This is a genomic window from Pseudalkalibacillus sp. JSM 102089 (genome assembly GCF_041366475.1).
Taxonomy (GTDB): Bacteria; Bacillota; Bacilli; order Bacillales; family Guptibacillaceae; genus Guptibacillus; species Guptibacillus hwajinpoensis_B.
Map to the genome: position 1 here is coordinate 365,976 of NZ_JBEWYW010000001.1, position 26,168 is coordinate 392,143.

The 26,168-nt window shown below is 40.3% G+C and carries 27 protein-coding genes; 5 read left to right on the forward strand and 22 right to left on the reverse strand.

All coding sequences use genetic code 11. The annotated features are described in order from the left end of the window. Window positions 1-70 precede the first annotated feature (70 nt). From ABVF21_RS01745 to ABVF21_RS01790, 10 genes are all read right to left on the reverse strand, one after another. Window positions 71-196, reverse strand: coding sequence for a hypothetical protein (locus ABVF21_RS01745; protein WP_255622402.1), 126 nt, complete (start codon window positions 194-196; stop codon window positions 71-73). Between the two features lie 59 nt (window positions 197-255). After that, entirely contained in the window at window positions 256-513 is a 258-nt protein-coding gene (locus ABVF21_RS01750) for an IDEAL domain-containing protein (RefSeq protein ID WP_303531463.1), read from the reverse strand. Window positions 514-649: 136 nt separating this feature from the next. After that, window positions 650-937, reverse strand: coding sequence for a YokU family protein (locus tag ABVF21_RS01755; protein ID WP_303531462.1), 288 nt, complete (start codon window positions 935-937; stop codon window positions 650-652). Then, complete coding sequence (gene ablA / locus ABVF21_RS01760; protein WP_303531461.1) at window positions 934-2,343, reverse strand: lysine 2,3-aminomutase; 1,410 nt, start codon at window positions 2,341-2,343, stop codon at window positions 934-936. The genes ABVF21_RS01755 and ablA overlap by 4 nt, the downstream gene beginning before the upstream one ends. Window positions 2,344-2,539: 196 nt before the next feature. Beyond that, window positions 2,540-3,925 (reverse strand): sigma-54 interaction domain-containing protein, encoded by a 1,386-nt coding sequence (locus ABVF21_RS01765; protein WP_303531460.1) that lies wholly within the window; start codon window positions 3,923-3,925, stop codon window positions 2,540-2,542. A 42-nt stretch (window positions 3,926-3,967) separates the two neighbouring features. Beyond that, window positions 3,968-4,822, reverse strand: a complete 855-nt coding sequence (ablB, locus tag ABVF21_RS01770; protein WP_303531459.1) for a putative beta-lysine N-acetyltransferase — start codon at window positions 4,820-4,822, stop codon at window positions 3,968-3,970. A gap of 128 nt (window positions 4,823-4,950) precedes the next feature. Continuing rightward, on the reverse strand, window positions 4,951-6,201 hold the full coding sequence (locus tag ABVF21_RS01775) for a peptidase (protein ID WP_371017352.1): 1,251 nt from the start codon (window positions 6,199-6,201) through the stop codon (window positions 4,951-4,953). Further along, window positions 6,198-6,860 carry a 3-oxoacid CoA-transferase subunit B gene (locus tag ABVF21_RS01780; RefSeq protein WP_303531455.1) on the reverse strand — a complete coding sequence of 221 codons (663 nt, stop codon included), beginning with the start codon at window positions 6,858-6,860 and terminating at the stop codon, window positions 6,198-6,200. The genes ABVF21_RS01775 and ABVF21_RS01780 overlap by 4 nt, the downstream gene beginning before the upstream one ends. Beyond that, window positions 6,830-7,522 (reverse strand): CoA transferase subunit A, encoded by a 693-nt coding sequence (locus ABVF21_RS01785; RefSeq protein WP_303531453.1) that lies wholly within the window; start codon window positions 7,520-7,522, stop codon window positions 6,830-6,832. The genes ABVF21_RS01780 and ABVF21_RS01785 overlap by 31 nt, the downstream gene beginning before the upstream one ends. 18 nt (window positions 7,523-7,540) lie before the next feature. Further along, a complete protein-coding gene (locus ABVF21_RS01790; protein WP_371017353.1) occupies window positions 7,541-8,914 on the reverse strand; it encodes an aspartate aminotransferase family protein in 1,374 nt (457 codons plus the stop codon). A gap of 132 nt (window positions 8,915-9,046) precedes the next feature. On the opposite strand from ABVF21_RS01790, the gene ABVF21_RS01795 reads away from it, so the two are divergent. Together ABVF21_RS01795 and ABVF21_RS01800 are read left to right on the forward strand one after the other, a co-directional pair. Then, on the forward strand, window positions 9,047-10,498 hold the full coding sequence (locus ABVF21_RS01795) for a PucR family transcriptional regulator (protein WP_371017354.1): 1,452 nt from the start codon (window positions 9,047-9,049) through the stop codon (window positions 10,496-10,498). Window positions 10,499-10,848: 350 nt separating this feature from the next. Continuing rightward, window positions 10,849-12,006, forward strand: coding sequence for an aminotransferase A (locus ABVF21_RS01800; protein ID WP_303531448.1), 1,158 nt, complete (start codon window positions 10,849-10,851; stop codon window positions 12,004-12,006). 40 nt (window positions 12,007-12,046) lie between these two features. Here ABVF21_RS01800 and ABVF21_RS01805 read toward each other — a convergent pair whose 3' ends face one another. The 4 genes from ABVF21_RS01805 to dat all read right to left on the reverse strand — a co-directional run bounded on the left by ABVF21_RS01805 (window position 12,047) and on the right by dat (window position 19,224). Then, the gene (locus ABVF21_RS01805) at window positions 12,047-12,862 is read right to left on the reverse strand and encodes a sulfurtransferase (protein WP_303531446.1); all 816 of its coding nucleotides are present in this window, start codon (window positions 12,860-12,862) and stop codon (window positions 12,047-12,049) included. A 3-nt stretch (window positions 12,863-12,865) separates the two neighbouring features. Next, a complete protein-coding gene (locus ABVF21_RS01810; protein ID WP_371017355.1) occupies window positions 12,866-16,489 on the reverse strand; it encodes a dynamin family protein in 3,624 nt (1,207 codons plus the stop codon). A gap of 213 nt (window positions 16,490-16,702) precedes the next feature. Continuing rightward, the gene (locus tag ABVF21_RS01815) at window positions 16,703-18,190 is read right to left on the reverse strand and encodes a DEAD/DEAH box helicase (protein ID WP_242057383.1); all 1,488 of its coding nucleotides are present in this window, start codon (window positions 18,188-18,190) and stop codon (window positions 16,703-16,705) included. Window positions 18,191-18,402: 212 nt separating this feature from the next. Further along, window positions 18,403-19,224 (reverse strand): D-amino-acid transaminase, encoded by an 822-nt coding sequence (dat, locus tag ABVF21_RS01820; RefSeq protein ID WP_371017356.1) that lies wholly within the window; start codon window positions 19,222-19,224, stop codon window positions 18,403-18,405. A 196-nt stretch (window positions 19,225-19,420) separates the two neighbouring features. On the opposite strand from dat, the gene ABVF21_RS01825 reads away from it, so the two are divergent. Then, window positions 19,421-19,972 (forward strand): hypothetical protein, encoded by a 552-nt coding sequence (locus ABVF21_RS01825; protein WP_194221529.1) that lies wholly within the window; start codon window positions 19,421-19,423, stop codon window positions 19,970-19,972. A gap of 94 nt (window positions 19,973-20,066) precedes the next feature. On the opposite strand, the gene ABVF21_RS01830 is transcribed toward ABVF21_RS01825, so the two are convergent. Beyond that, a complete protein-coding gene (locus ABVF21_RS01830; protein ID WP_371017357.1) occupies window positions 20,067-20,840 on the reverse strand; it encodes an SDR family NAD(P)-dependent oxidoreductase in 774 nt (257 codons plus the stop codon). Window positions 20,841-21,029: 189 nt separating this feature from the next. On the opposite strand from ABVF21_RS01830, the gene ABVF21_RS01835 reads away from it, so the two are divergent. Next, window positions 21,030-21,917: a helix-turn-helix domain-containing protein gene (locus ABVF21_RS01835; protein ID WP_371017358.1), complete on the forward strand. Its 888-nt coding sequence runs from the start codon at window positions 21,030-21,032 to the stop codon at window positions 21,915-21,917. Here ABVF21_RS01835 and ABVF21_RS22785 read toward each other — a convergent pair whose 3' ends face one another. The 5 genes from ABVF21_RS22785 to ABVF21_RS01855 all read right to left on the reverse strand — a co-directional run bounded on the left by ABVF21_RS22785 (window position 21,918) and on the right by ABVF21_RS01855 (window position 24,875). Then, window positions 21,918-22,013 carry a putative holin-like toxin gene (locus ABVF21_RS22785; RefSeq protein ID WP_425589651.1) on the reverse strand — a complete coding sequence of 32 codons (96 nt, stop codon included), beginning with the start codon at window positions 22,011-22,013 and terminating at the stop codon, window positions 21,918-21,920. 93 nt (window positions 22,014-22,106) lie between these two features. Continuing rightward, entirely contained in the window at window positions 22,107-22,244 is a 138-nt protein-coding gene (locus ABVF21_RS01840) for a hypothetical protein (RefSeq protein ID WP_303531436.1), read from the reverse strand. A 138-nt stretch (window positions 22,245-22,382) separates the two neighbouring features. Next, window positions 22,383-23,036: a uracil-DNA glycosylase family protein gene (locus ABVF21_RS01845; RefSeq protein WP_303531435.1), complete on the reverse strand. Its 654-nt coding sequence runs from the start codon at window positions 23,034-23,036 to the stop codon at window positions 22,383-22,385. A 16-nt stretch (window positions 23,037-23,052) separates the two neighbouring features. Next, window positions 23,053-23,880 (reverse strand): SGNH/GDSL hydrolase family protein, encoded by an 828-nt coding sequence (locus ABVF21_RS01850; protein ID WP_303531434.1) that lies wholly within the window; start codon window positions 23,878-23,880, stop codon window positions 23,053-23,055. A gap of 68 nt (window positions 23,881-23,948) precedes the next feature. Continuing rightward, the gene (locus tag ABVF21_RS01855; RefSeq protein ID WP_303531431.1) at window positions 23,949-24,875 is read right to left on the reverse strand and encodes an SGNH/GDSL hydrolase family protein; all 927 of its coding nucleotides are present in this window, start codon (window positions 24,873-24,875) and stop codon (window positions 23,949-23,951) included. A 193-nt stretch (window positions 24,876-25,068) separates the two neighbouring features. Between ABVF21_RS01855 and ABVF21_RS01860 the strand changes: the two genes are divergently transcribed. After that, complete coding sequence (locus ABVF21_RS01860; protein WP_303531430.1) at window positions 25,069-25,359, forward strand: HesB/YadR/YfhF family protein; 291 nt, start codon at window positions 25,069-25,071, stop codon at window positions 25,357-25,359. A 42-nt stretch (window positions 25,360-25,401) separates the two neighbouring features. On the opposite strand, the gene ABVF21_RS01865 is transcribed toward ABVF21_RS01860, so the two are convergent. After that, entirely contained in the window at window positions 25,402-25,710 is a 309-nt protein-coding gene (locus tag ABVF21_RS01865; protein WP_371017359.1) for a hypothetical protein, read from the reverse strand. Next, the gene (locus ABVF21_RS01870; RefSeq protein WP_303531428.1) at window positions 25,710-26,150 is read right to left on the reverse strand and encodes an acyl-CoA thioesterase; all 441 of its coding nucleotides are present in this window, start codon (window positions 26,148-26,150) and stop codon (window positions 25,710-25,712) included. Before ABVF21_RS01870 ends, ABVF21_RS01865 begins: the two co-directional genes overlap by 1 nt. Window positions 26,151-26,168: the final 18 nt, after the last annotated feature.

Genomic DNA, 26,168 nt, shown 5'->3' on the forward strand with positions numbered 1-26,168 from the left:
TGGTAACATAAACGAAATAACAAAATGATCACAATAAAAGAAGGAGCCTTCTTAATGAAGGCTCCTTCTTTTATTCTTGCGGATTTTTCAGCTTTTCGGCTTCCATTTCTGCATAGGATGGCATCGCTTTTGCTTTTTGTTGTTTTGCATTATTATTACGTTGTGCATTGGGGTTTCCTTTTTTCTGTCTGCCCATCGTGACACTCCTTTAGAAGTACTTCCTCTCTAGTTTGTGCCAGATTGACGTTATTCTATTCAGTCGAATTGAAGCTCCTGTTTGTAAGAACGAAGAAACGCTACATACTGCTTGGATGCTTCTTGAAATGCTTTTTTGTCTCCTCTGTCGAGAGCTTGATCAATGGATTGTTGGTAACGTTTTTCCTGGAAAATAAACACGGCTTCATCAAGGATCAATTGGGCGTACAATTCCAACTCAAACGTTTCCTGTTCCTGTTTCTTTTTCATAGCACGTTGTTTCATATTGTCTTTATACGACTTATGATGATTGTTCATGCTAGCTCTCCCCCCTCTGAAGCTCTTTTTTCTATTATACGAGGGAATCGTCAAAATATCAATATTTTTCAGAATATTCCGATATAACTTTTTTTACGTGTTTTCTTTTCCAATGAAAATGCTATTAACTCAATGATTAAAGCGGGTAACGATCAAGATCAAAATAATTTTTCTTTAAGAGTCTTTCTTGACTCATCAATTCTTTATACGAAAAGGAGGAGGGGAGTTTTGACGTATCGATTAGCATCAATTGCTCCTCCACGTCTCCAACTAATTCATCTGTTTGATAGCACATCCCGCAATAACCGCATTGAACCGAGGGCAAATCACTAATTTCGACCGCTCTCGACCCATCAGGTAATTCCCAGTAACCTTTATCAAGCGTCTCAAAAGCTCCCTCCTGTTCACACCATTTACAGATCATACGGTTTCCTCTCCTTTATCAGTACCTTTGTATTTCTCCTGCTCTGCGTTAAATTTCTTTTCCTTCATAACATCTCTTTTATCGCGCTTATCTTTTAGCGTGCTATGTGTTGCGTCCTTTTCGTACTGAGATCTTCGACTAAACCGCTGAATACCTTCTGGAACAAGATTAAACCGCTCATCTGTCATTAAGGAATGAATGCCGATAGCAGGTTTTTTCTCCATCTCATAAACCTGGTTAAAGTACGTATCAGCAGTACCAGGCGTATAATTTTCCGGTTCAGGGTACGAAGTAATAACCCCTTCAAAGTTTCGTAAAATAACTTTATCTGCACTTTGGGAAATCATGTAATTTGGCTGAAGTGCTATTTTTCCACCGCCACCAGGGGCATCAACTACAAATGTTGGTACGGCATATCCTGACGTATGTCCCCTTAATCCTTCAATGATTTCCAATCCTTTTGAAACCGGTGCACGAAAATGCCCAATCCCCTCAGATAAATCACACTGATAAATGTAATAAGGCCTCACCCTAATTTTCACAAGGTCATGCATCAGCTTCTTCATGATCGGTACGCTATCATTGATCCCGGCAAGAATAACCGCTTGATTTCCAACAGGGACGCCCGCATCTGCCAGCATTTCACATGCCTTCTTCGATTCTTCTGTAATTTCAATACTTGTATTAAAATGCGTGTTCAGCCAGACAGGATGGTATTTCTTTAAAATGTTACATAAATCCTCTGTAATTCGCTGAGGAAACACCACTGGAGCTCTCGTTCCGATTCGAATAATTTCAACATGTGGAATCGCTCGTAAGTTCTTGAGCACATATTCTAGAATCTTATCATTGATAAGTAGCCCATCTCCTCCAGAAATAAGGACATCTCTCACTTCAGGGGTTCTTGAAATATAGCTAATGGCTTCATCAAGCTGTTTTTTTGGAACCCCCATTCCGATTTGCCCTGAAAAGCGCCTCCTAGTACAATACCTGCAGTACATCGAACACTGATTTGTAACTAGAAAAAGAACGCGATCAGGATATCTATGCGTTAATCCAGGTACTGGGGAATCCTCATCTTCATGAAGAGGATCTTCAAGATCATATTTCGTTTTGTACATCTCTTGCGAAATAGGCACTGATTGCATGCGCACTGGACAGCGCGGATCATCCGGATTCATTAAGGAAGCATAGTATGGCGTAATGTTAAGTGGAATGGTTTTCGTTGCGATCTTCACACCTTCTTCCTCGTCAGGTGTTAAGTTCACTACTTTCTTCAAGTCATCAAGCGTTCGAATCGTATTAGTAAGCTGCCAAATCCAATCATTCCATTGGTCTTCCGTAACATCCTTCCAAAGTTCAATATCCTTCCAATTCCGAGTTGGCTTATACAGTTGCATCAGCACAATACATTCCCCCTTCAGATAATCTACTCCTATACTATGCAAGTAGCGTGCCAGCTCCATTGATTCTTCAAAAAAGCCTACTTTTTAGTTTATCGTGGGATCAAGACGCTTATAAGATAAGTCTATTACGGTTACAACTTAGATCCCTACTCGTCCACTCCCTTCCTTTATTTCCACAATAAAAAGCCAGCTGTGCTCAATATTCAGCACTCTGGCTTAGTGGGTGTTTAGAAAGTTTATATTGTAATGTTTGTCTGGGGATGCCTAACTGCTCTGCAGCTTTTTTCACATTCCCCTGGCTGATATTCATGGCTTGTTTTATTAAATTATATTCCGTTTTTAATAAAACGTCGCGGAGTGGTGCCGTTACATGAGATTGATTTTCTGGAAGAAGCACCTCAAAATCGTCGACGGTTAATGTATTACCTTCTGCGAAATTCATGGCCGATTGAATCACATGCTCAAGCTCCCGAACATTTCCATGCCAGTGACGCGAAGAGAGCAGCGTTGCCGACTTCTGATCGACTCCTCTTATGTTTTTATGAAATTTATCGTTGTATTTCTTAATAAAATGGGCAATGAGATTAGAAATATCCTCTTTTCGTTCTCGAAGAGGTGGTAATCTAAGATAAATAACATTCAAACGGTAAAACAAATCAACACGAAGCCTCTTTGCCTCAAGAGCAGATTCCGGTTCTTCATTCATTGCAGCTATGATTCGGACATCCACTTTTCTCGTCTTTCCTGCTCCAACTCGGCGGATGACACCATCCTCTAAAACCCGAAGCAACTTTGCTTGTACATCAATGGGCATCGAATTAATCTCATCAAGAAAAAGAGTACCGCCATTAGCTAATTCGAATAATCCCTCACGCTCCTCAGCACCTGTAAAGCTTCCTTTGGATGTACCAAAAAGAATCGACTCAAGAATCGATGCAGGTAAGGCGGCGCAATTTTGTGCAATAAATGGTCCCACCCGCTTAGAAGCATTATGAATCGCTTGAACAATGAGTTCTTTTCCAGTGCCAGTCTCACCATAGACAAGAACTGGAGAATGAAGAACGGCAGCTTTTTGAGCTCGGTCCTTTACCTTTATAAAAACGGGATCATTCGTTAGAATGTGCTCAAATGTATAGATAGTGCCGTTGTCGAACTCCTTGACCGTCTTTCGATTTATTTTAGATTGTAATTCCATAACCTTATCAGACAATATTTTGATACGCGAAAGATCTCGAGCAATTTCCACGGCTCCTTCTAAGTGCCCATTCACAACGATAGGTAGTGTGGTATTTATCGTCGAGATCAGATGCCCCTTCATATTTCTGTAAGTTTGGTCTTTATTAAAAATTGGCTTTCTTGTCGTTAACACATGAGATAGTGTGCTCGTCTCTTTGGAGAGTGATGGAAATGCTTCTAGGTAGTGCGTCCCTAATACATCATCTACTTGCAATCCGTCGTGCTTGGCAGCAATTTCATTATAATAGATCGTCATACCTCTATTATCAACGACATGAATCCCTTCATCAATACTTTCAAGGATCGCTTCAAACATTCCATCCGTAAGTGGGATCGTTTCTCTCATAGACGTCCTCCTTTATGCCGGATTTTCATCTATCTGTGCTGATTATTCGGCACTTCTTAGAAGCGTTTTGCTCCATAGATTCATATTTTCCCAATCTTTATAGATCTTCACATTGTTTACAAGACGTCCACCATATTCATAGTGAAGCTGATGAAAAACAGCATTCATTCCAAAAGAAAGGCTCCTCGCGATCGAGTAAGCATAGTATACCTCTTGCTTTAACAATTCCGTTTCTAAAGCAAGAATTAGTTGACGCATTGTTCCACCTTTCCTATATTCAGGAAGGGTTGCACAATCCGTCATCTCGGCATTTCTATACGTACGATTCACTTCAGCTGAGGCGGCACTTTTGATTATTCCTTGATCTTCCATTACATAAAAAATCGTGTCACTCTTCATAGCTTTCTTAATGTAACTAGGATCATCCATTGGGGTTGGGTAGACCGAAAACACAGTTTGATATAATTTCGCTAGTGCTTCAGCATCACTTTCAATACCAATTCGCATAGGAGGGGTTCCTTTGAGAGAAGTAAGAGGCTTGTTTTGTACAGCCATTAATAACTTGTCTTCATCTACCCAAGACTCACTATTTCGACGCCAATTCGCTCGATACTTCGTCATGAGATGAGCATCACTACCGGAAAAATAGAAACGAATCTTTCCTTCGTAGGTATAGCCAATTGAAAGAAAGGAGGAAACATCTTCACTCTTCACTTTTACAATGCACTTTGAATATTCGCTCGTAAACACTTCTTGAATATGAGCGATAACTGCTTGAACGCTTCCATCATAAACATCAATACGAATGCGTTCATTAAATGTATCAAACGTACAGGTAAAGATATAATCGCTTCCTTTATAAAAATGCTCAACCGCTTCAATTCGCTTATCTCCCATTAACCTCCCCCTCATTACATGTCTTAAATCAGTAGTTCTTCTTTCTTTTGTAAACTCCTTCCTAAAGGTAAGCTATGTAAAAAAAACAAAGTGAAAGAACCACATGAAAAAGAACGGCATAGCCGCTCCTACTTATACTGGCCACACCATTCTAGAATGATGTGCACAAAAAGTTCTGCCGCAAGCATCATTTGATCAATTTCAATGTATTCATTTGCAAAATGCGCTACCGCGGTCTCTCCTGGACCGAAAATAATCGATGGCGTATCCCCTTCTTCTTGTAGCAATCCCCCATCTGTCCCCCAAGGTGAAGCTTCGATAACGAGTGCTTTCCCTGTGACTTCTTCGTAATGACGGCGAATTACGCCCACTAGCGGATGATCTTCATCAACTTCTCCAGGCAGCCATCTTGCTCCAAACCACTCGATCTCAACTGGATGATCCTTTAGCCAATCATCTTCAATAGCTTCCAGTGCTCTGCGCATGTCAAGCTTTGCGTCATCAAGCTCTTCTCCAGGAATCACACCCATTCTTCCCTCTAAAACTACTTGATCTGGAACAGACGATGGCCAATCTCCACCTGAAATTTTCCCTATATTAATCGGAACAGGGATCGGAATGTTTTCATATAAAGAGTCTGTAATTCGATTATTGCGCTGTTCCTCTAATAATTGGATGGCTTTAATTACCGAAACGCTTTTCTCGAGAGCAGATACTCCTTCATAACGCGTACCACCGTGTGCACCGCGCCCTGATACGGTGATACGAAACCACATTGATCCCTGCTGCTTAGGGAACACTTTCATCTTCGTCGGCTCTGGAATAAGAGCGGCATCAGCACGGTAACCTCGTTCAATTGCCGCAAGTGTACCTGTTCCCCCACTTTCTTCTTCCACTACGCTTTCAAAGATCAGATCGCCATTTAGAGGAAGCTCCAAATCTTTAAGGCATTTTAAGGCAAGAAGCATCGCCGTATTTCCGCCTTTCATATCGGTTGCCCCTCTACCGTACAGCCTGCCGTTCTTTACTTCCCCACTATAAGGTTCTAACTCCCAGTCACTTCTATTTCCAGGGGGGACAACGTCAATATGACCGTTCAAAATGAGTGAACGACCACCTCCCTTACCTTTCCACACACCTACAATATTAGGGCTTTGTGTAAAATCTGTTCGATTCGCACAAAATGCACGATGATTAAGGGTTTCGTCTCCAGGAGTAAACCGATCTATTTTCATTCCGAGTTGATGAAGTTCTGACTGAACAAGGTCTTGCACATTTGCCTCGTTTCCTTGCACGCTATCACAACGAACAAAGCGTTGAAGCATTTCTATCCCATAGTCCCGATGATGCATCATCCATTTGTTTATTTCTTCTTTCATGAGGTCCGCCTCCCCACATGATCAACATTTACATCCGCTTCAGTAGCGCCTATTACATCGTCAACAGAATAACCAGGCATCACTTCGAGAAGAAAAATCTCTCCCTGATCAATTCGCATAACAGCTCTCTCTGTAATAATCATGTGTGCACCTTCTTTTACCGTCAAAGGGAGAGAACATTCTTTGACAATTTTGGGCAGCCCATCTTTTGTTGTATGGCTCATTAATACAATCACCTTTTTAGCTTTTTGAGCGAGATCAATAGCCCCGCCCATGCCAGGCACTCGTTTTCCAGGTACGATCCAATTTGCGATATCTCCTCTTCCACTCACTTCAAGTGCGCCAAGAATCGTTAAATCGAGATGTCCCCTCCTAACCATTCCAAACGCTTCTGCACTATCAAAAAATGAAGCACCCGATTGAATGGTAACAGGATATCCCCCGGCGTTAGATAGATTTCCATCTTCCTTACCTTGCTCAGGACTCCCCCCCATTCCTAAGATGCCATTTTCCGTATGCAACATCACATCGAGGGAATTTGGAATAAAGTCAGCTACAAGCGTAGGAATACCGATCCCAAGATTAACCATCATGCCGTACGTAACTTCACGAGCAGCACGTTGTGCTATTAACTTTCTCGCTTCAGCTCCCATACCCATTTCCAATCAACTCCCTTGCTTTCAATGACGTGATCAACGAAAACACCTTGAGTGATAATTTCCTCTGGATCTAGCTCACCTGTTTGTACGATTTCAACAGATTCAGCGATAGTAACATCACCTGCTTGGGCGACAAGTGGGTTAGTGTTCCGTGCACTCTGATCGTAGATTAGGTTTCCATATGGATCAGCACGTTTGCAGGCAATAATAGATAAATCTGCCGTAAGAGCAGGTTCAATCATATATTCTTTACCGTGAACGATTGTCTTTTCCTTTCCGTGTTCAATAGATGTTCCAAGCCCTACGTCTACTAAAATACCACCAAGCCCCATCCCCCCAGCGCGAATCTTTTCTGCCAGCGTTCCTTGCGGGTAGAATTGAACGGAAAGTTCTCCGTTATGCATTTGTTTTCCTGCTTCAGGATTTGAGCCAATATGAGATGCAATAAGTGTTGAAACTCTTTTTTCAGTGACGAGCTTTCCAGGTCCGATCCACGGGAAGCCAGCATCGTTACAAATGAGCGTTATATTCTTAATACCAGAATCAAGAATCCATTGAATAAGTGTAGGAGGTGAACCTACTCCACCAAATCCACCACACATTATCGTCATGTTATCTCTTAATAGATCGAGCTCTGACAATGCGCATCTTTTACTTCTCACGGATTTCTCATCCTTTCGTCAGCTTATCGATCGTCTACTATAGATGCCTTCTATTGTAAGCTCTTTCTCCAATTCAGCTAATGCTTGATTCAGCTTATTCAGAAGGAGATGAACCTCATTTTCTTGAATGATTAGAGGTGGTGCCACAATGACTGAATCACCCGCTATCCCATTCAATCCCCCAGCAGCCGTGTAAACGAGTAAACCGGAATCATAGCATTTTCTGATAAAACGATTTGTCACTTCGTTCTGTAGCAAGAACGGCTCTTTCGTCAGTTGATCCTGAACAAATTCAATGGCTGTTAATAACCCTTTACCTCTTACATCACCAATAAAAGGATAAATCGATTGAAGCTCTTTTAATCCATTTAAGAGAAGATCTCCTTTTTCTTCGGCGTTTTTCACAAGATTATTTTCTTCTATATAGTCAAGAACAGCGAGACATATAGCAGATGAGAGTGGGTTGGCACTAAACGTATGACCGCTTAGCACAACTTTGGATCCGCGTTCAATTTCCAATATAATCCGATCAGATACAAGGGTAGCTGCCATCGGTGTATAACCTGCGCTCATACCTTTTCCGAGTGCTAAAATATCTGGTGCGACACCCCAATGTTCCATTGCATACATTTTCCCTGTTCTCCCGACCCCTGTCATAACTTCATCTGCAATAAACAAAATATCATAGCGCTCACATACGGCTTTCATTTCTTTAAAATAGGAATCAGGTGGTACAACCGCACCCCCAGCTGCACCAATGATAGGTTCACAAACAAACGCTGCAATCGTTTCTGCCCCAAGTCTTTGAATCGTTTTTTCAAATTCTAGCGCATAGTGCTTTGAACAATTCGGACAGTGCTCATTGTAGGAACATCTGTAACAATAAGGAGGAGAGAGTTCTGGATAATGTTCTAACATCGCGCTAAAGCGACTCCGACGTATGACATGACCGGACATTGAAAGGGCACCCATCGTAATCCCGTGATAGCTCATCCACCTCGATATGATTCTGTTCTTCGTTGGCCGACCCAGTTCCTGCCAATACTGAACGGCTATTTTCAAAGCGGTTTCTAATGCTTCTGATCCGCTGTTCACAAAAAACACCCAGTCCAGATCACCTGGAGCATTGCGACATAGTCTTTCAGCAAGAAGCTCTGCAGACGAACTCGTAAACTGAGAGCGATAAACAAACGATACTTGATCGACTTGCTTTACCATCGCTTCCTTAATTTCAGGAACGGCGTGGCCGATATTTGCCGTCACAGCACCTGAACAACCATCAATAAACGCATGACCATCCTCATCATATAAATAGATCCCTTTTCCATGAGAAATAAAGGCATAATCCATTCCTAATAAAGGTTTTATTAAGTGGGTTCTTTTACTTATCACCTAATCGACACCTCACTTTTTTGTCTATATGTATAGCCTATGTTGAAATGAACCAAAATTCTATCCCACATCATCTACAAAAAATTCTGACTTTGTTGTACGCTTTGGATAAGAAGAGACGGAGGGACGCCTATGGGACTATCAGTTCGAGAAGCCTTACAGCTACCTGAGATGAGTGGAATTAAATTAATTGCTGGAAAAAAAGGAATTGACCGAGATATTAAATGGTTAACAATCGTGGAAGTAATGGAAGATATGACACGGCTTCATGAAGGGGAGTTTTTAATAACGACGGCATACGGATGGCACGAGAAATCCGATTCTTATACGAAACTCATTGAAGCCCTTTCGAACAGACAGCTATCTGCCCTTGCCATTCATACTGGATTTTATCTAGACGTGGTTCCGATTGCGATCATCGAAGCAGCCAACCGAACCGGATTACCGCTTCTTGAAATTCCGAGAACGATGAATTTCTCAATGGTTACAAGAAGCATTTTGGAACAGCTCGTTAATAAACAACTTTCCATTCTTACGCAGGCTCAGCGTATTCAGGACGACTTAACGTCACTTGTTATTAAAAATGCTGGCTTTTCAGCTATCACTGATGCACTATCGAAACTACTAAACTGCACTGTTTCAATTTATCATGCGGATAATGCTCTTTTAGCAGAGACTTATCTCACGAATCAAAATGATTCTACCGATGAATTCTATCCGATCAAAACCGAAGGAAAAGCAATTGGAACAATTCATATCAAGAAACCAACACCACTCACTGCACTCGATCACCTTGCTTTAAAACATGCGGCTAATATCTTTGCGATTGAATTTCTAAAACTACGTATCATTGAAGATACTAGATCTCAGATCGAAGCTGATTTTCTTGATATTTTATTCTCCAAATCCTACGAAGACGAGAAATTGATATTAAAAAAGAGCAAAGAAATGGGCTATGATCTAACCGGTTCGAATACAATCGCAGTTCTTTCATCATCTAACCTTACAAAACTCGAGGAAGACTGTCAGCAGCAATTAATCGAAACAAGAACGAAAGGTATAATAAAGAGGAAGATGGATCATATTGTTGCGCTTCTCTTAGGTGACACGATTCCCTTCAAGGATGGAATGAGCTCTTCTATCATTGGATTCAGCATGACCAAAATAGGCATACGCCACCTTGAACTAGCCCTTAAAGAAGCTACGGTTGCACATCAATTTGCTAAATATCGAAACGAACATCGTCTATCCTTCGCTGACCTGGGTGCTTATCAGTTATTCATTCGATTAAAAGAAAATGGCGAAGATCTTTCACCCTATTATTCACCTCTTCTATCACCAATAGTTGACTATGATCGAAAGCACCAGGCTCAGCTAATGAAGACACTTGAATCTTTTCTAGAAAACAACCTTGTCATTAACCGTACAGCTGATAAATTATTTATTCATAGGCATACACTAAACTATCGAATCAAACAATTAGAAAAGCTCACCGGTATTGATATATACGCATATGATCAGCGCATGCAGCTTCAATTTGCTCTACTTGCCTATCGGACCGATTGCATTCTTCCAGCTATTTAAAAAACAGATTCCCTATCAATGATAGGGAATCTGTTTTTTATTGAGACGATAGCGAAGACCAATTTAGAAGAAAATTATCTGAATATTGGTTATCCACAGAATTTTGTGGGTAACCCACCTGCGGCACCTATACCCCCATGTATTTAAAATATACCAGGGGCGGGTATACGAAATCATCTGTTGATAAGTGTCAGAAAGCCTATATTATCAATAGTTACCAAAGTTATCAACACTTGAATTTTCAGAGGTTTCATGCGTTTATAAACAGAACATCTTCATTTCGACGATAATATAGAAATTATGCTACAATGATGTTTATGAGAAGAAGAGACGGAAAGGAAGACAGACCTATGGAGCATTTATTAAACCCTCGCGTGAAGGAAATTGAGATTTCTGGGATTCGAACTTTTTTTAATATGGTAGCTGATTATGAGAACATGATTTCATTAACAATTGGCCAACCTGATTTTGAGACACCAGCTCATATTAAGGAAGCAGCTCAAGCCGCTATTAGTGAAAACAAAACAACGTATACTCATAATGCCGGCATCCTAGAACTCCGAAAGGCAGCAGCTCATTTTCTACAATCAAAATACAATCTTAACTACCAAGCTGAATCTGAGATCATTACCACTTCAGGAGCAAGTCAGGCAATTGACGTGACACTTCGAACACTTCTCACTGAAGGTGACGAAGTGATTTTGCCAGGTCCTGTGTATCCAGGTTATGAGCCAATCATTACATTATGTGGAGCAACTCCAGTACACGTCGATACAACTAAAAACGGATTCAAAATGACGCGCGACCTAATTGAAGTTGCCCTAACAGAGCGAACAAAATGCATTATTCTGCCTTCCCCATCTAACCCTACAGGTGTTGCGATGTCTTATGATGAATTAGCCGATCTTGCTGATTTACTTAAAGCTAAAAACATTTTTGTTTTATCTGATGAAATTTATTCAGAGCTTAACTTTTCAGGTGATCATTCTTCGATCGCTCAATTTGATGGCATGCGTGATAAAACGATCGTAATCAATGGACTATCTAAATCTCACGCTATGACAGGATGGCGCATCGGCTTTCTCTTCGCCCCAGTAGAACTATGCCAGCATATCTTGAAAGTTCATCAGTATAATGTCTCCTGTGCTTCATCAGTATCTCAGTACGCCGCTCTAGAAGCGTTACAGAATGGATTGCAAGACTCGATTGAGATGCGAGTTGCTTACAAAGAACGAATGAATTATGTTTATGATCGATTAGTTGGTATGGGGTTATCTCCAATCAAGCCTGACGGTGCTTTCTATATCTTGCCTTCCATTCAGGAGTTCGGCTTATCTTCATTTGACTTTGCAATGAAACTTGCAAAAGAAGGTAATTTAGCAGTTGTACCAGGAAGCGCCTTTTCATCACTTGGCGAAGGCTATGTAAGAATTTCATTCGCTTATAAACTTGATGTACTAAAAGAAGGTATGGATCGCTTAGAAAAGTTCATCCACACCCTTAGATAGAATGAATAAACGCCAGCCCTCGTAAGGGCTGGCGTTTCGTTTATTTTGTTTCAATTCGATTTTCTTCATAAGATATCCAGTCACTATAACTTCCAGGATAAAGCTTTGCATGAACCCCTGCCTCTTGTAAAGCAAGCAGGTTAACACAAGCAGTCACACCAGAACCACAGTAAACAATGGGTTCATGACCATGCTCTTTCTCCCCTACTCTCTCTTCAGGGTCTTTCCATGTTTTATTTTCATTAAGGTTATTCTTCCAGAAGTAATTGATAGCGCCTGGAATATGACCTGCTTTAGGATCAATAGGTTCTACCTCTCCAGAATAGCGCTCGCTTGCTCTCGAATCAATAATCGTGCGCCCTTCTATCTGCGCCTGCTTCACATCATTCATAGAAACAATCATCGATTTATCAAGACTAATAGGATACGATGAAGGAGTTACTTGACGAACTTTCGTCTCAAGTTTATGCCCCTCCCCTCTCCAAGCTTGGAGACCCCCATCAAGAACAGCACGCGCTTTATGTCCAGCAAATCCGAGTAGAAACCATAATCTTGCTGCCATAGCACCATACTCATGGTCGTATAGAATCACTTTCGAATCCTGCTCAATCCCTAGCCTTTCAACGAGCGTCTGGAGCTGTTCTTGATCAGGTAAAGGATGTCTTCCACCATGCTCTCCAACTTCACCAGATAAATCTTTTTCGAGATCAGCATACTGTGCTCCTGGAATGTGGCCTTTTAAATAGGAATCATAACCGTTTTCTGGATTGCCAAGTTCAAATTGACAGTCCACAATCACTAATTGCTCATCATACAAATGATCTGATAGCCATTCAATTGAAACAAGATTCTTCATTTCCTATTCTCCCTCCGACAGTAGCTTTGTTTGAATTTCGAAAGCATTATTTCGCTTTGTTTCAAGGAAATCTTTTGAAATATCGCTTGTTAGCATCGTTGTTCTGGCCTTGACATATGATGTAACTTCTTGCATCATTTCGTCTTTTACCTCTCCAGTTAATTGATCAAAGAAATTCGTAGCCGTCTCTTCAATCACTTTATGTTCTGTTTTCAAATAGTTATTAACAGGTAGTTGAAACTCACTTTTCAACTCATCATGAAGCTTATCTCTTCCACTCTGTTCGAAAAATTGCTTCGAAGATTTAAAGGAGCTACGAGAGTGCTTTAATACATGGTCAACTGCTATCCATGCGGTAAGAGACTCATCAAACTCCGGGGTTTCCATGTCCCGATTAGGTAGACTGCTGTAATGAAAATCAGATAGCATTTCTCGAATAAGCTTTTGTATTTCTTTCTCACTCTTTTGAATTTCTCGCTTCATAAATCGATCGATTCGAAGAGAAGCTGCCCTTAGCTCCTGTAATAAATCTTGTTCAATATCCTCAACCAGCGTTTCTGAAGCACGTTGCAGTCCTTCACGCCCTTGAATAGTCGATGGGTTAAAGGCTTCCTTAAAGAAATCATTAAATCGATAAAAAAGACGCTGAGGAATATAATGAACAAGTTCTGTTAATTCTTGTTTGATCAGCTTTTCAGATGCATTGTTGGAATAGTGATTAATCTTCCTATTTACTTCGTCACTCTGATTGCGAAGCTCTGTGATCTGCTGTTCTTTTTCACTCGCGTTTAATTCAAAGTTCTCGATCCAGCGCTCGATTTCGCTCATCACACTTGTTAATTCAGTTAAGCTGGACTCCACTGCCATTTTTGAAAGATCTTTGCGAATAAAATGATAGAAACGTGATTCAAACCGCTTAAGACCGCCTTTTTGTCTTAATTTTTCTGGTAACGCAGCAAGAAACTTAGCCTCTTTTTCACTTACATTCTCTTCAGAAGCAAGCATTCCTGCAAGACTTGAGACAGGATAAAGTGCAGGATAACGAATACCGTACTGCTGTAACTGATTTGTGACATGATCAAGTACGATTTCGAGCTCTCCTTCGTTTGCAGCAAGATCAGATGCATTAAGAAGAAAGAACATTTTATCCATCTCAAACACGTCTTTCACTCGTCCTAGCTGAATGAGGAACTCTCGATCTGCTTTTGAAAATGCATGATTGTAATAGGTGACGTAAAGAATAGCATCGGCTGCTTTCATATATTGAAACGCTACACCCGTATGTCGTGCGTTAATGGAATCAGCTCCTGGAGTGTCTACAAGCGTTATTCCCTCTCGTGTTAAAGTACAATCATAATATAGCGAGATAGAAGCAACAAAGGCCGCTTTTGATTCATTTACGACCATATCTTCATAGTCATCCAGTGTGACTTCACGTTCCTTACCGAGGTATGCTAACTCAGCTTCACCTTCAAGTACAGCTCTTAAGAAAAGAGCATGAGGTTTCGTTGCAGAAGACTCTCGCTTAAACAATTTCCCCTGTGAAATGATTTGCAGACAATCCCTTAATGAAAAAGCTTGCTCACCAAAATAAGAAAGGGAATGATTCAAATCCTCCAAAAGTTCTTCTTCCGATTTATAATAAATCATCGCCGTTTTATGAGCATGGTCTTTTGTTACCGGGCAAATACGATTAAGCGTAGCCGTTGTTGGATTTGGAGAAGAAGGCAGTATTTTTTCGCCAATGAGCGCATTGGCAAAAGAGGATTTCCCAGCGCTAAAGGCACCAAACAATGCGACCGTAAATGACTTTTCTGATAATTTATTTGCACGCTTGATCAAGTTTTGTCTCGTATAGTCAAAACCAGGAAGATCCTCTAATTCATCTGCCATTCTTTGAAGGGCCATACTAGTCGCTTCGGGATCAGGAAGAGAAGTTTGATTTTCTGGTGAAACAACCTCTTCAGGCTCCTGTTGCTTACGCTGTTGCCCACTATCGCTTTTGGTCGACTCTACGACAGTAACATCCTCCGTGTGCGTGTACCTTTTCTTAAATTCGTCTCCCGCACGTCGAGCCTCTTCATCACGGCTCCCATCCAAAATAGACCAAAGCTCTTCAATATTCTCACTAGCAGCTTCCAGCTCTGATAAGAATGTTTCCGCATCCTCTTCTCCAACTTGAGATTTGAATGACTGCTTAAGCTCTTCAGCCTGCCTATCGTGGTCGAAATTGACTTGATCAACAAGCTTGTCCTTCCTTTGTTCTGCTTGCTGCTTGACCTGTGTCTTCAAGCGATAAGCGATATTCTCAGTATAATGAAGAACTGCTTCTCCTGTTGCACCGTTTCCTTTGTTAGCTTCTTCTTGTATCACTGAAAAATCAACTTCATATGGTTGATCAATGAGAGAAGATGATACGTCTTTTAATTCAGCTGTCGAAACTAGCTGTTGTAATAGCTGCTGATAATGCCACTCTAGTTGTGACTTTACCTGTTCTTTTAAACCCGCAATGAAAGTTTCGTACCTCGCCGTTCGTTCTTGCTGAGTTTTCTTATCACGAAATACAAATCCTACTTTAAAGTCAGGTTGAAGAGATTCAAGATACGCTCGTCCTGCTTCTCTCACTTCATACGGCATTAAAATTGCACTTTTTTGGATAGCCGCCGCTTCAGTCTGAAATTCCTGATCAATTAAATCAACGCGTTCCTTTGAAAATGCAAGCTTGTTTTTCATCTGCTCATAAGCTTCTTCTACTTCGTCGTTATGAGGATCTACGTGATTCAGATCATCCAATAGCTCTCTTGCTGCATTAAAAATCCGCTTCACTTTGGCTTCATCTGTTTTTCTTGAAAGTCCGTCAATGTATGTTTTCAACTGATGAAACTGATTATGGGGGTGATCGTAATCGCGTAATGAGATAAAGAAAAAGGATTCAAGAGACATCCCCCACGTTTCAAAAGACTCGACCACTGACTTCTGAAATGAAGAGAATGAAATTTCAGATTCATGATGCTTATCAATTTGGTTCACAATTAAGATGATTTTTTTATTTTGACGATAAAGTTCCCGGATGAATTGATAGTTCACTTCAGATTGAACATGATTGTAATCCATCACATAGAAAACTACATCAGCTAAATACATCGAAGATTCCGTCGAAAGCCTATGCGCTTCATCTGTCGAATCAATACCAGGAGTATCAATGAAAATAACGTCTTCTTCTAAAGAAGATGGAGCAGACAATTCAACGCGCTCGACCTCTTCTCCGTTCAAGCAATACCCTTTTACTTGATCAATATCATACGGCGCTTTAAAAATCATTTTCTTTCCATTTAAGAAATGAACGGAAGCGCCTGGTTCACCTGAACGGATACGAACCGTATTAGCACTCGCCGGTATGGGACTTGACGGTAAAAGGTTAGATTGAAATAACGCATTTATTAATGAAGATTTCCCTGCAGAAAAATGGCCCGAGAAAAGGAAGTGCTGTTCACCACTCAACAACTTGTCGATTAGTTGTTTGATTTTCGATGCTTCCGAAGCCTCTAACTCTTCTTCAATTAGTGCAAGACGTTCAAACAGCACGTCCTCTTTTAATTTTGTGTGTGACTGGTGATCATGCTTCATAGTATCCCGCTGCCTTTCCGTAAATAGTGTCTCTCTTAGAATAACGCTTTCAGTAGATTTTTCCCAGCAATATAAAAAATAAACTCTAGGATGAACACGGTAAAACCATCACGAAAAGAATATATGGCTAATATCAAAAGCCCATCTTCCAAGGGTCAGTAGCAAAAATCAACATAAAAAAAGCCGGGATTTCTCCCGACTTCTACATATATCTTATTTATTTCCTTTGTCGTTGAACTTACGACGCTTGTTAGCGCCACCGCTGTTGCGGTCTCCGCGATATCCGCCACCGCTTCCACCTTTACGGCCTCCGCGATCATTACTGCGGTTACGGTTGCGGTTTCCACCGCCACTGCCGCCACGGCCATGAGCCTTTTTAGCACGAAGTGGTGCAATTTCAGTAATTTTGACCGGAGTTGTATCCGGCTCTTTTGTTAGCAACTTAAGAGCTGCAGAAAGAAGCGTTACTGAATCGTGATCATCAAGAAGTTGTTCAGCTGATGAACGGTATACTGAGTGATCCTGCTCTTCAATTGTGCTTTGAAGCTGTTGAATCGCCATTTGCTGCTGGCCTTCCATTGCTTCAGCAAAGCTTGGGATCGTACGTTTTTGCATAGACTTCTTCGTAATTTTCTCAATTACTTTAAGGTGATCGTACTCACGTGGAGTAATAAACGTCGAAGCAAGACCTGACTTACCTGCACGGCCAGTACGACCGATTCTGTGAACGTAGCTTTCAGGATCTTGAGGAATGTCAAAGTTATAAACGTGTGTAACACCACTGATGTCTAGACCACGTGCAGCAACGTCTGTCGCTACCATGATATCGATTGTGCTGTCTTTAAACTGTTTAATAACCTGATCACGTTTACCCTGTGGAAGGTCACCGTGAATTCCTTCAGCCATATATCCACGTTTCTTAAGACCTTCAGATACTTCATCAACGCGTTTCTTAGTTCTTGCAAACACAATTGCAAGCTCAGGAGACTGAGTATCAAGAAGGCGACAAAGAATATCGAATTTCTTAGAATCACGAACTTCATAGTAATGCTGTTCAATTGATGGAACAGTCATTTCTTTTGATTTCGTTCTAACTGTTTCAGGGTTGCTCATGAATTTCTCTGCAAGAATCGCGATACGTTTCGGCATTGTAGCAGAGAACAGAAGCGTTTGACGCTTATCTGGAACACCTTTAAGAATTTTCTCGATATCTTCAATGAAGCCCATGTTAAGCATTTCATCTGCTTCATCAAGGACAACAAAAGATACTTCTTGAAGACGGATTGTTTTACGTTCCATATGGTCGATAAGACGCCCTGGAGTCGCAACAACTAGTTGAGGTCTCTTTTTAAGTGCTTTGATTTGGTGAACGATGCTTTGTCCACCATATATAGGAAGGGCACGCACGCCTTTTGCTTGACCAATACGGTTCAATTCTTCTGCAACCTGTACAGCAAGCTCACGTGTTGGCGCAAGAATGATTCCCTGTACATGAGATAGAGAAGTGTCGATCTTTTCAATCATTGGGATACCAAAAGCAGCCGTTTTACCAGTACCAGTTTGAGCCTGACCGATAACGTCTTTGCCTTCAAGCGCTAGAGGAATCGTACCTGCTTGAATTGGTGTTGTTTCTTCGAATCCCATTTGATTAACTGCTTCTAGCAGCGTATTACTTAAACCTAGATCTTGAAATTTTTTCAACTTTTAAAAACTCCTTTTTACTTTTAAAATGCATTAAATGCTATAGACGGGAGAAAAATCTCCTGATAGTGTTCAAAAAAAGCATTTCCCTAATGTTGGAAAACGCTCGGAACAAGCAACTCTTCTTTCACATATAGCCAAAGATAACAGTACCATTAATATGCGCAAATTTCAACTGCGCACACTAAAAATATTTTAACAACACCTTCTTGTTATGACAAACGACTAACAAACTTAGCATGAAGGGATGAGGTTATCTCACCTTCTTTTCCGTTCCCAATCTGCCGGCCATCCACCTCAACAATTGGTCTTGCTTCTTGGGTTGTACTAGAAATAAAAACTTCATCACTTTCAAGCAGCTCCTGCTTTGTAAACGCTTCTTCCTTTATTTGAATACCTAGTTCAGAAGCAACCGAAAGGATAACTCGTCTCGTAATCCCTTCTAAAATAAAGTTGTTTGCTGGATGAGTATAAAGGATGTTATTTTTCACTATAAACACATTCGTAGAACTTCCTTCAGTTACCAAGTCGCCACGATGAAAAATTGCTTCGTCAACGTTCTGCTCCGTTGCAGATTGTTTAGCCAATACATTCCCAAGTAAATTCAAGCTTTTAATATCACATCTTAACCATCTAATATCTTCCATAAAGATCGCTTTCCCTAGTGCGCGTGATGGTTCTTTCTCATATTCTTTCGTATAAGCGACAAGCACAGGGTCTGATTTTGCCGGGAAAGGATGATTTCGTGGAGCTACACCTCGTGTTACTTGCATGTAGACGTGCCCGCTATGTAGCCGATTAGCAGCCGCAAGCTGCTCGATTTTTTCCTGGATTTCTTTTTGAGTAAACGGTAAAGAAATCTTGATCTCGCTCGCGCTTCGTTCTAAACGTTCCAGGTGAGCTTCCAACTCAAAAAAGCTTCCGTTATAAATACGGATTACTTCGTAAACACCATCTCCAAATTGATAACCACGATCTTCAATATCAATGGTTGCCTGCTCTCTTGTAATCAAATCCTGATTAAATAATATCAATACGCTCACTCCTACCTTCTATTTTCTCCTTCTCTACCTTAACATATTTTAAGTACTGACTATGAACACATTTATCTGAATAGTTTTACTTATTACATTTTATGCCAAATAGTAGTTTAGTAGTTTACAAAACCTTCCTAATAAACTAAAATTTGTACTCGTAAGATGATTTTTCTAAAAATTAGGAGGGTTTTGAATGAAAAGATTTTTACCTCTCGTGATGCTGCTATTTGTATTTGTAGCTGCTTGTAGTAACAATGGTGCTTCCAATGAGAACGATTCTAACGCTACTACTAATTCCGAAAGCTCAGAAGAAACAAGCAGTGCAAATGAATCAGATGTAAAAAGTGATCTGCTCGATTTTCAATTGAACTTAATTCAAACTGTAAACAAAAGCGATTCACCAATTTATGAATTTGAAGCAGCTAAAGTCGCTGAAGAAAAGCCTTCTGATGAAGAGCTTGCAACGATGAAGTCTGATGCAGAATCAGCTGCAAAGACCGTTGCTGAAGATGTGCGTGCAATCGAAATTCCTGCTGAACTTGAAACGTACAAGAGTGATATTGAAGCTGCTTTAGAAGAGTTAGCAAAATCATATGAAACAAGAGCAGCGAATCTTTCAGATGACCCGGAAGCAACGTATGAAGAATCAGACGCTCAATTCGCTTCTTTCGAAGAAAAAATGGCTACTGTCTACGAAGATGCTGGACTGACAGCTCCTAGTTTCTCAGCTGACTTAGTCGATTAATCGGAAAAACCGTTACATATTGTAACGGTTTTTTTATTAGCTATGTGCGAGAAGCCTTCAAAACATAACCATTATTCACGAACAATACTTTTAATTAGAATCCATAAACTGTCATCCCACCGTCTACGAACAACGTTTGTCCTGTTATGTAGTTTGCAGCTTCAGAGGATAAGAACACAGCTGCCCCGACGAGATCTTTTAGTTCACCTACTCTGTTCATTGGCGTTCGATCAAGGATCTCCTTAAGATATTGTTTGTCTTCTAATAATTTTTCCGTAAGCGGCGTCTTAAAATACCACGGTCCAATCGCATTTACGGAAATGCTATCCTCTGCCCATTCAAGCGCAAGGTTTTTGGTCATTTGAATCATTCCTGCTTTCGTAGCTGCATAGACGCCCCCTGTCCTTAGAGCCATGTGACCGCCTACTGAAGAGATATTAATCATTCTCCCTCCACCATTTTCTTTCATCACTTCAGCACACTTTTGCGACATAAAAAAAGCGCCTTGCAAGTTCGTTTGAAAGATTTGCACCCATTCTTGTTCAGTCACTTCACTTGCTCTCGAACGAATGTTCATCCCAGCATTGTTGATCAGTACATCCATTTTCCCTGCTTCGTTTTTGATTTGTCGGACCGCTTGTTCGATTTCATTATATTGTGTTATATCAGCTTGAATTGGGTATGCCTTTCTTCCGACATCACGAATAAGGCCTGCCGTTTCTTTGAGATCAGCTTCTGTTCGAGCAATAATGGCAACGTCCGCTCCTGCTTCGGCCGCTCCGATAGCTAGTGCTCTCCCTATCCCCTTCCCTGCTCCAGTAACAACGACAACTTGATTCGATAAATGAAATGATGGTAAGTAAGTCAATCATTTTCCTCCTTTAATAAATACCCATTTGACGAAGAATTACATTAAAGAGGTTTCTCTAAAAAAAGAAAACTCCTGCAAGTTATATGTTCACATAATAAAATTATAGTAATCCTTCACGGCATTTAGAAAAATATGTATAGGAAACAAACATCCATGATACAATTGGATAAAAAAGGGGGATTGCAGGTGCGTCAGGATACACTCGGATATGCGATGCGTGAACTTCGATTGTACCTTGGACTCTCACAGGCCGATTTATCGGAAGGCATCTGTACACAGGCATTAATTAGTCAAATTGAAAATAATGATGTCTCACCATCTGCAGAATTACTGTACCAACTTGCTTCCAGACTCGGTGTTGATATTAATTACTTTTTTCATATGAAGGAAACCCCTCGACTTGATTACGTTAATGAAGTCATCCGACAAGTCAGAAGGCACATTAAGCGACGCGAATATAGTGAAGTAGCTGATATTCTTGAAGCAGAAGAATCGAACCCCCTTTTTCGAACAATCAAAAACCAGCAGTTTTATCTCTGGCATAAAGCTATTTGTACGTATTATCTTGAACATAATGCCTCTACTGCCCTTCTACTTCTCCATGAAGCCCTTCATCTTACTACGACAACGTCTAAAAATTTCTCGGAACGTGAAATCGAAATTCTAATTAGTATGGCCATTTTGCATAGTGAGGAAAAAGAGTGGGAATGTGCTCTGCCGTTATTTCATAAAGCTCTTTATCACGTTCGCTTTTTCCCCATTATTAAGGATGAAACGATCGAAATTCGCCTTTATTATAATTATTCAAAAGCGCTATCCACCTGCAGAAACTATGAGAAAGCTCTCTCGATTGCTAGGGAAGGATTTCTGCTTTGCAGGGAGAAGCAGCGCCTCTATCTTTTTGGCGAACTTAGTTACCAGTGCGGTAAGCTCCATTATTTGCTTGGGAATCAAGAGCTGGCAATTGAATATCTGAACACAGCATCTACGATCTTTGAACTTGACCAAAATAATAACTTTAAAACTCATGTTGAGAATTATGCTAAAAAAATAGGTATTGTTCACGAAGCCTAACTATTTATGCTTTGTTTTCTCAATTAAGATGACAATAAAATTGAAGAGAGACACGAAGAACAGGCCAGCCGTGATAAACAATGTGAGTTCTTCCATTGTACGTCCTCCTTTCAAAGAGGTTAAGGGCTATTCATTCGACAAATGATAACTTGGAAAGATACCAACACACTTCAGACCCCTTTTCTTTAATTAATGACAATAAGGTAAATCTTCATCTTGCACCACATAAGCAGAGGCCTGTACCATTAGTGATGAATCATTTGGTGCGATCGCGTACCCACTCACTACAACGAGAGACAGAAGAAGTAAAGCTGCCCATTTCTTCATTTTGTCACCCCTCCCTTCATTACATTTATATTACAACGCATCCAATATTTATGCATTTGCTATATGTGCTTCTCTACTAAATGCCAAAAGCCCCGTTCTTAAGAGAACGGGGCTTTTGGGTGAATCAAATAAACATTCTTATATTTTATGACGATTGAATTCATTTAATACATTGCTAATCGCATCCTGGTAACGTTCGCGACTCCAAGAATTATAAGAAGGATGAGGAACATCCATTATGACCGTCCATTTTTCACTTGAAACATTAGCTAGCTGAAAGAACTTTTGAGCAAATCGTCCACAAGGAATGATCGTCAGTTCTCGATTAGAAATCGCCTTCAGTCGATTTCTAAACTTTTCTAATATAAGCTGCTGCACAGCTAGTAACTCATTATCTTTATAAGGAGTCTTTTGATTAGATGTGCGGATTTTACTTAAGTGTTCAAGTAATTCACTGTTAGCATTTCGATCACTCTCAGCATATGGTTTCGATTGCATCGGAATATTACATACGTTAAGTAATCCCACAACGTCAAGCGATGGTCTTTCCATACTTTCTTCCTGATGTTTCTTCAGCAAGAGACCGAGAGGATGTGAATACTCCGGACCAAATAGCTTTTTCGACATTGTAGCTCCTGAAGGTCCTGCGACCGGCACACCATTTTCCACTTCAGAAACATGAGGAGACTCTAGTATGAAGATGAGCTTTGATTTTGGCGTCATCACTTCCGAGACCTCATACTGTTTAGCGAGGGCTACGTATTGCTTTTCAAACTTTTCTACCGTATCCATAAATGGTTCCCTACCTTTATTGATTAAATGCCACATTGTTTTCTTCTAAATAAGAGACAATCCGATCCCCCATTAAATGATACCCATCTTCATTTGGATGAAAGGCATCTTCATATAGAAGGTTCTCATCACTCTCAAGGAAGAGATCGGCAACTGGAACAAATGTAACTTCAGGATAATTTGAAACAGTTAATTGACTACCATTATTCCAATCGTCTACGATTTCATTCATTTCTGGAATATCCCCAAAAGCTTTTGAGAACGGATTGAATAAACCTGTAAAATAAATTGGTGCATCACCATTTAAACTTCTAAGCTTATCTAATATCGTCGTCAAATTTTCTAAATAAATCTTTTCTTGAAGAGAAAAATATTGTTGATCAAGATTCATGAAATGATTTTTAACAACCCCAAATAAATCATTTCCACCGATCGTTAAGAAAATATAATCCGCTTTTTTGACACCGTTTTGGACTTCATTCTCTTCCAACCTTTTTATGAGATCTTTCGTTTCACTACCAGTTATCGCATAGTTATCTAGTGTAACCTTTGCATTCTGTTCATTTTCAAAATAAGAATCACTTACGTAACCGATATATCCCTTTTTTTCTTGGTCACCGACGCCTTTTGTTAAGGAATCACCAAGACCAACAATCCGGACATTATCTGGTACTTTCTGAGGAATGGGTTCTTCATCTTGAAAGGTTTCCTTTATTTCATCACTCACAGGGAGTGAATCCGTTAGCTCTGGATCATCCTTAAAATAGACATAAGTTAAGGCGCCCGCTACCACAAATACTAGAAGCATTAACGAAATGAGGATTAGTTTCATAAATCGATTCATTGTCATTTTCCTTTACTCTAACGATTGTACCTATTATTCTATCAAACGGAAGTTCACTCGTATATGAACTATTCAAATGGGATTTCTTCTAATAACTCATCCTGCTTCAACCGATATTGAATTTGCCTCGCCATCAGTTCGTATCCTTGATCATTTGGATGAAAGCCATCATCAAAAAACAAGTTCTCATCTACAGAATTAAACAATTCATACACGGGTACAAAGGTTGTGTCATCATCTTTAAGAACCGTATCTTCACTTGCCCCATTCCACCTTTGCACAATTTGATCAATTTCCGTTACCGATTGAAAATTCTCTAATAGAGGATTATAAAGACCAATAAATAAAATCGGCGCGTCGGAATTAATACTTCTAATTCGTTGCATAATGGCACTTAGACGTTCTACATAGTTTGTTTGTTCTTGTTGAAAAACATCCATTTGTAAATCTAGAAAATGTTCTTTCACAACTTTCATTAGATCATTTCCACCAATACTCATGACGATCACATCTGCTTCAGAAAGGGAATCCTGCACATCGTCTTCGTTTAACATCTTATATAATTTTGGCGTCTGCCTTCCATGAACAGCGTAGTTTTCAACAAGTACAGACGTATCTGTTTCATTCTTTATATTTGCAGCAAGTCGACCAATGTACCCTTGCCCTGTCGAGTCACCGCTACCCTTCGTCAATGAGTCGCCCAATCCCACCATTCTTATATCGGGATCTTCAGGCTGTTCTACTTCTTCAGGTTTTGATGAATCTGACTTTTCTTTAGAGACTTCAGGTACTATATCCGTTTTCTCTCGATCATTTTTATTCGCGATTGATGAGATGACCGTTTCATTCGGAGCTTCATTCATAACCATCATGGATGCTGCTTGCTTTATTTCATTCAAACGCTGACTACGGTGTTCCATAATTGGCTTAACACTGAGTAAAATACCCGCAGCAAGAATGAGGAATAAAAACAGCCATATTCTCTGTTTTTTCATTCCAAAAACCTCCTCATTACACTTCCTTTTATACCCTTATTCTATGCTGATGTAACGTGAATTACGAGATGGTTTACATATTTAAGTGGGTTTATTGCCATTATTTCGCTTTATAACCTTTTTCTTTTTGCAAGTTGGCGCTACTTCTTTATAATAGTACGAGAAGACTCGTACGGAAAAGGAGGAAATACACTTGAAAATGACAATTACAAAACCCGCTTTGAACTGGTTTAAACGAGAAATGGATCTTGAAAAAGGTGACAACCTCCGCTTTTTTGTACGTGTAGGTGGATGCAGCACTGTTCAAGATGGCTTTTCCCTTGGTATGACTGTGGAAGAACCAACGGAACCTGCTCTTACAGTTGAAGAAGAAGGCATTACCTTTTTTGTAGAACAAAAAGATATCTGGTTCTTTGAGGATCAAGATTTCGCCGTGAAATTCAGCCGAAAAAAAGAGGAAATAGAATTTGTGCACGGAAATTGATTGAGAAAAACGCGAAAGCGAGAAGCTTTCGCGTTTTTTATTTCACTTTTTTGTTAATCTAAATCGGTGAATGTGCGCTACAAGACCCTCTGCTTCAAGAATACGGATCTGTTCATCCCCTAACAGGTCGAAGTGCGGAAATTCTTCACGGTCGTGCATCCATTCTCTTTTTAAACCATACTGTTCTCCCCATCGGGCAAGCTTTTCTTTATTACGACACCCTGCTTTCGTCACAGAGTGATACTGTGGAAAGCGAGGATCATACCAAAAATGAGTCAATAAAGCGACCTTTCCGTTCGAAACGGCTGCTTTCCATTCTGCTAGCTCTCGCTTGGACAGACCAAAAGCCATTATTCGGCTCCAGTAGAAACAGATTGTTTCTTCGCTTGTTCATACGCCTGATGCCATTCCGGAAATTTCCTCCGTATTGAGACAGGTCGGAACGTATCTCGCTTTACACACGTATGCATCGATTCGCCCGTAACGCAAATCTCGCCCTCTCCGTTTATGACTTCATAGCCGTAATTCACACGAAGCCCATCATAATGCTCGACCCAAGTTCTTACATTCACTTTATCCCCATACCTTACAGGTCGTTTGTAGCTTGCTTTAATATCTACAACGGGAGAAAGAATCCCCTCTTTTTCCATATCAGCATAACGAAATCCTAAATCATTAATTAGCGACGTTCGTCCGAGCTCAAACCATATCAGATAGTTAGCATGATATACGACTCCCATTTGATCTGTTTCAGCATACCGAACATCAATAGACGTAGTTGCTATGTACATAATCTTTCCTCTCCTAAC

Bases quoted from the DNA above. Each gene is read 5' to 3' on its own strand.
- ABVF21_RS01745 (WP_255622402.1), bottom strand. From the start codon at position 196: ATGGGCAGACAGAAAAAAGGAAACCCCAATGCACAACGTAATAATAAT.
- ABVF21_RS01750 (WP_303531463.1), bottom strand. From the start codon at position 513: ATGAACAATCATCATAAGTCGTATAAAGACAATATGAAACAACGTGCT.
- ABVF21_RS01755 (WP_303531462.1), bottom strand. From the start codon at position 937: ATGATCTGTAAATGGTGTGAACAGGAGGGAGCTTTTGAGACGCTTGAT.
- ABVF21_RS01765 (WP_303531460.1), bottom strand. From the start codon at position 3,925: ATGAGAGAAACGATCCCACTTACGGATGGAATGTTTGAAGCGATCCTT.
- ablB (WP_303531459.1), bottom strand. From the start codon at position 4,822: ATGGGAGATAAGCGAATTGAAGCGGTTGAGCATTTTTATAAAGGAAGC.
- ABVF21_RS01775 (WP_371017352.1), bottom strand. From the start codon at position 6,201: ATGAAAGAAGAAATAAACAAATGGATGATGCATCATCGGGACTATGGG.
- ABVF21_RS01780 (WP_303531455.1), bottom strand. From the start codon at position 6,860: ATGGGTATGGGAGCTGAAGCGAGAAAGTTAATAGCACAACGTGCTGCT.
- ABVF21_RS01795 (WP_371017354.1), top strand. From the start codon at position 9,047: ATGGGACTATCAGTTCGAGAAGCCTTACAGCTACCTGAGATGAGTGGA.
- ABVF21_RS01800 (WP_303531448.1), top strand. From the start codon at position 10,849: ATGGAGCATTTATTAAACCCTCGCGTGAAGGAAATTGAGATTTCTGGG.
- ABVF21_RS01805 (WP_303531446.1), bottom strand. From the start codon at position 12,862: ATGAAGAATCTTGTTTCAATTGAATGGCTATCAGATCATTTGTATGAT.
- ABVF21_RS01810 (WP_371017355.1), bottom strand. From the start codon at position 16,489: ATGAAGCATGATCACCAGTCACACACAAAATTAAAAGAGGACGTGCTG.
- ABVF21_RS01825 (WP_194221529.1), top strand. From the start codon at position 19,421: ATGAAAAGATTTTTACCTCTCGTGATGCTGCTATTTGTATTTGTAGCT.
- ABVF21_RS22785 (WP_425589651.1), bottom strand. From the start codon at position 22,013: ATGGAAGAACTCACATTGTTTATCACGGCTGGCCTGTTCTTCGTGTCT.
- ABVF21_RS01840 (WP_303531436.1), bottom strand. From the start codon at position 22,244: ATGAAGAAATGGGCAGCTTTACTTCTTCTGTCTCTCGTTGTAGTGAGT.
- ABVF21_RS01845 (WP_303531435.1), bottom strand. From the start codon at position 23,036: ATGGATACGGTAGAAAAGTTTGAAAAGCAATACGTAGCCCTCGCTAAA.
- ABVF21_RS01850 (WP_303531434.1), bottom strand. From the start codon at position 23,880: ATGAATCGATTTATGAAACTAATCCTCATTTCGTTAATGCTTCTAGTA.
- ABVF21_RS01855 (WP_303531431.1), bottom strand. From the start codon at position 24,875: ATGAAAAAACAGAGAATATGGCTGTTTTTATTCCTCATTCTTGCTGCG.
- ABVF21_RS01865 (WP_371017359.1), bottom strand. From the start codon at position 25,710: ATGGCTTTTGGTCTGTCCAAGCGAGAGCTAGCAGAATGGAAAGCAGCC.
- ABVF21_RS01870 (WP_303531428.1), bottom strand. From the start codon at position 26,150: ATGTACATAGCAACTACGTCTATTGATGTTCGGTATGCTGAAACAGAT.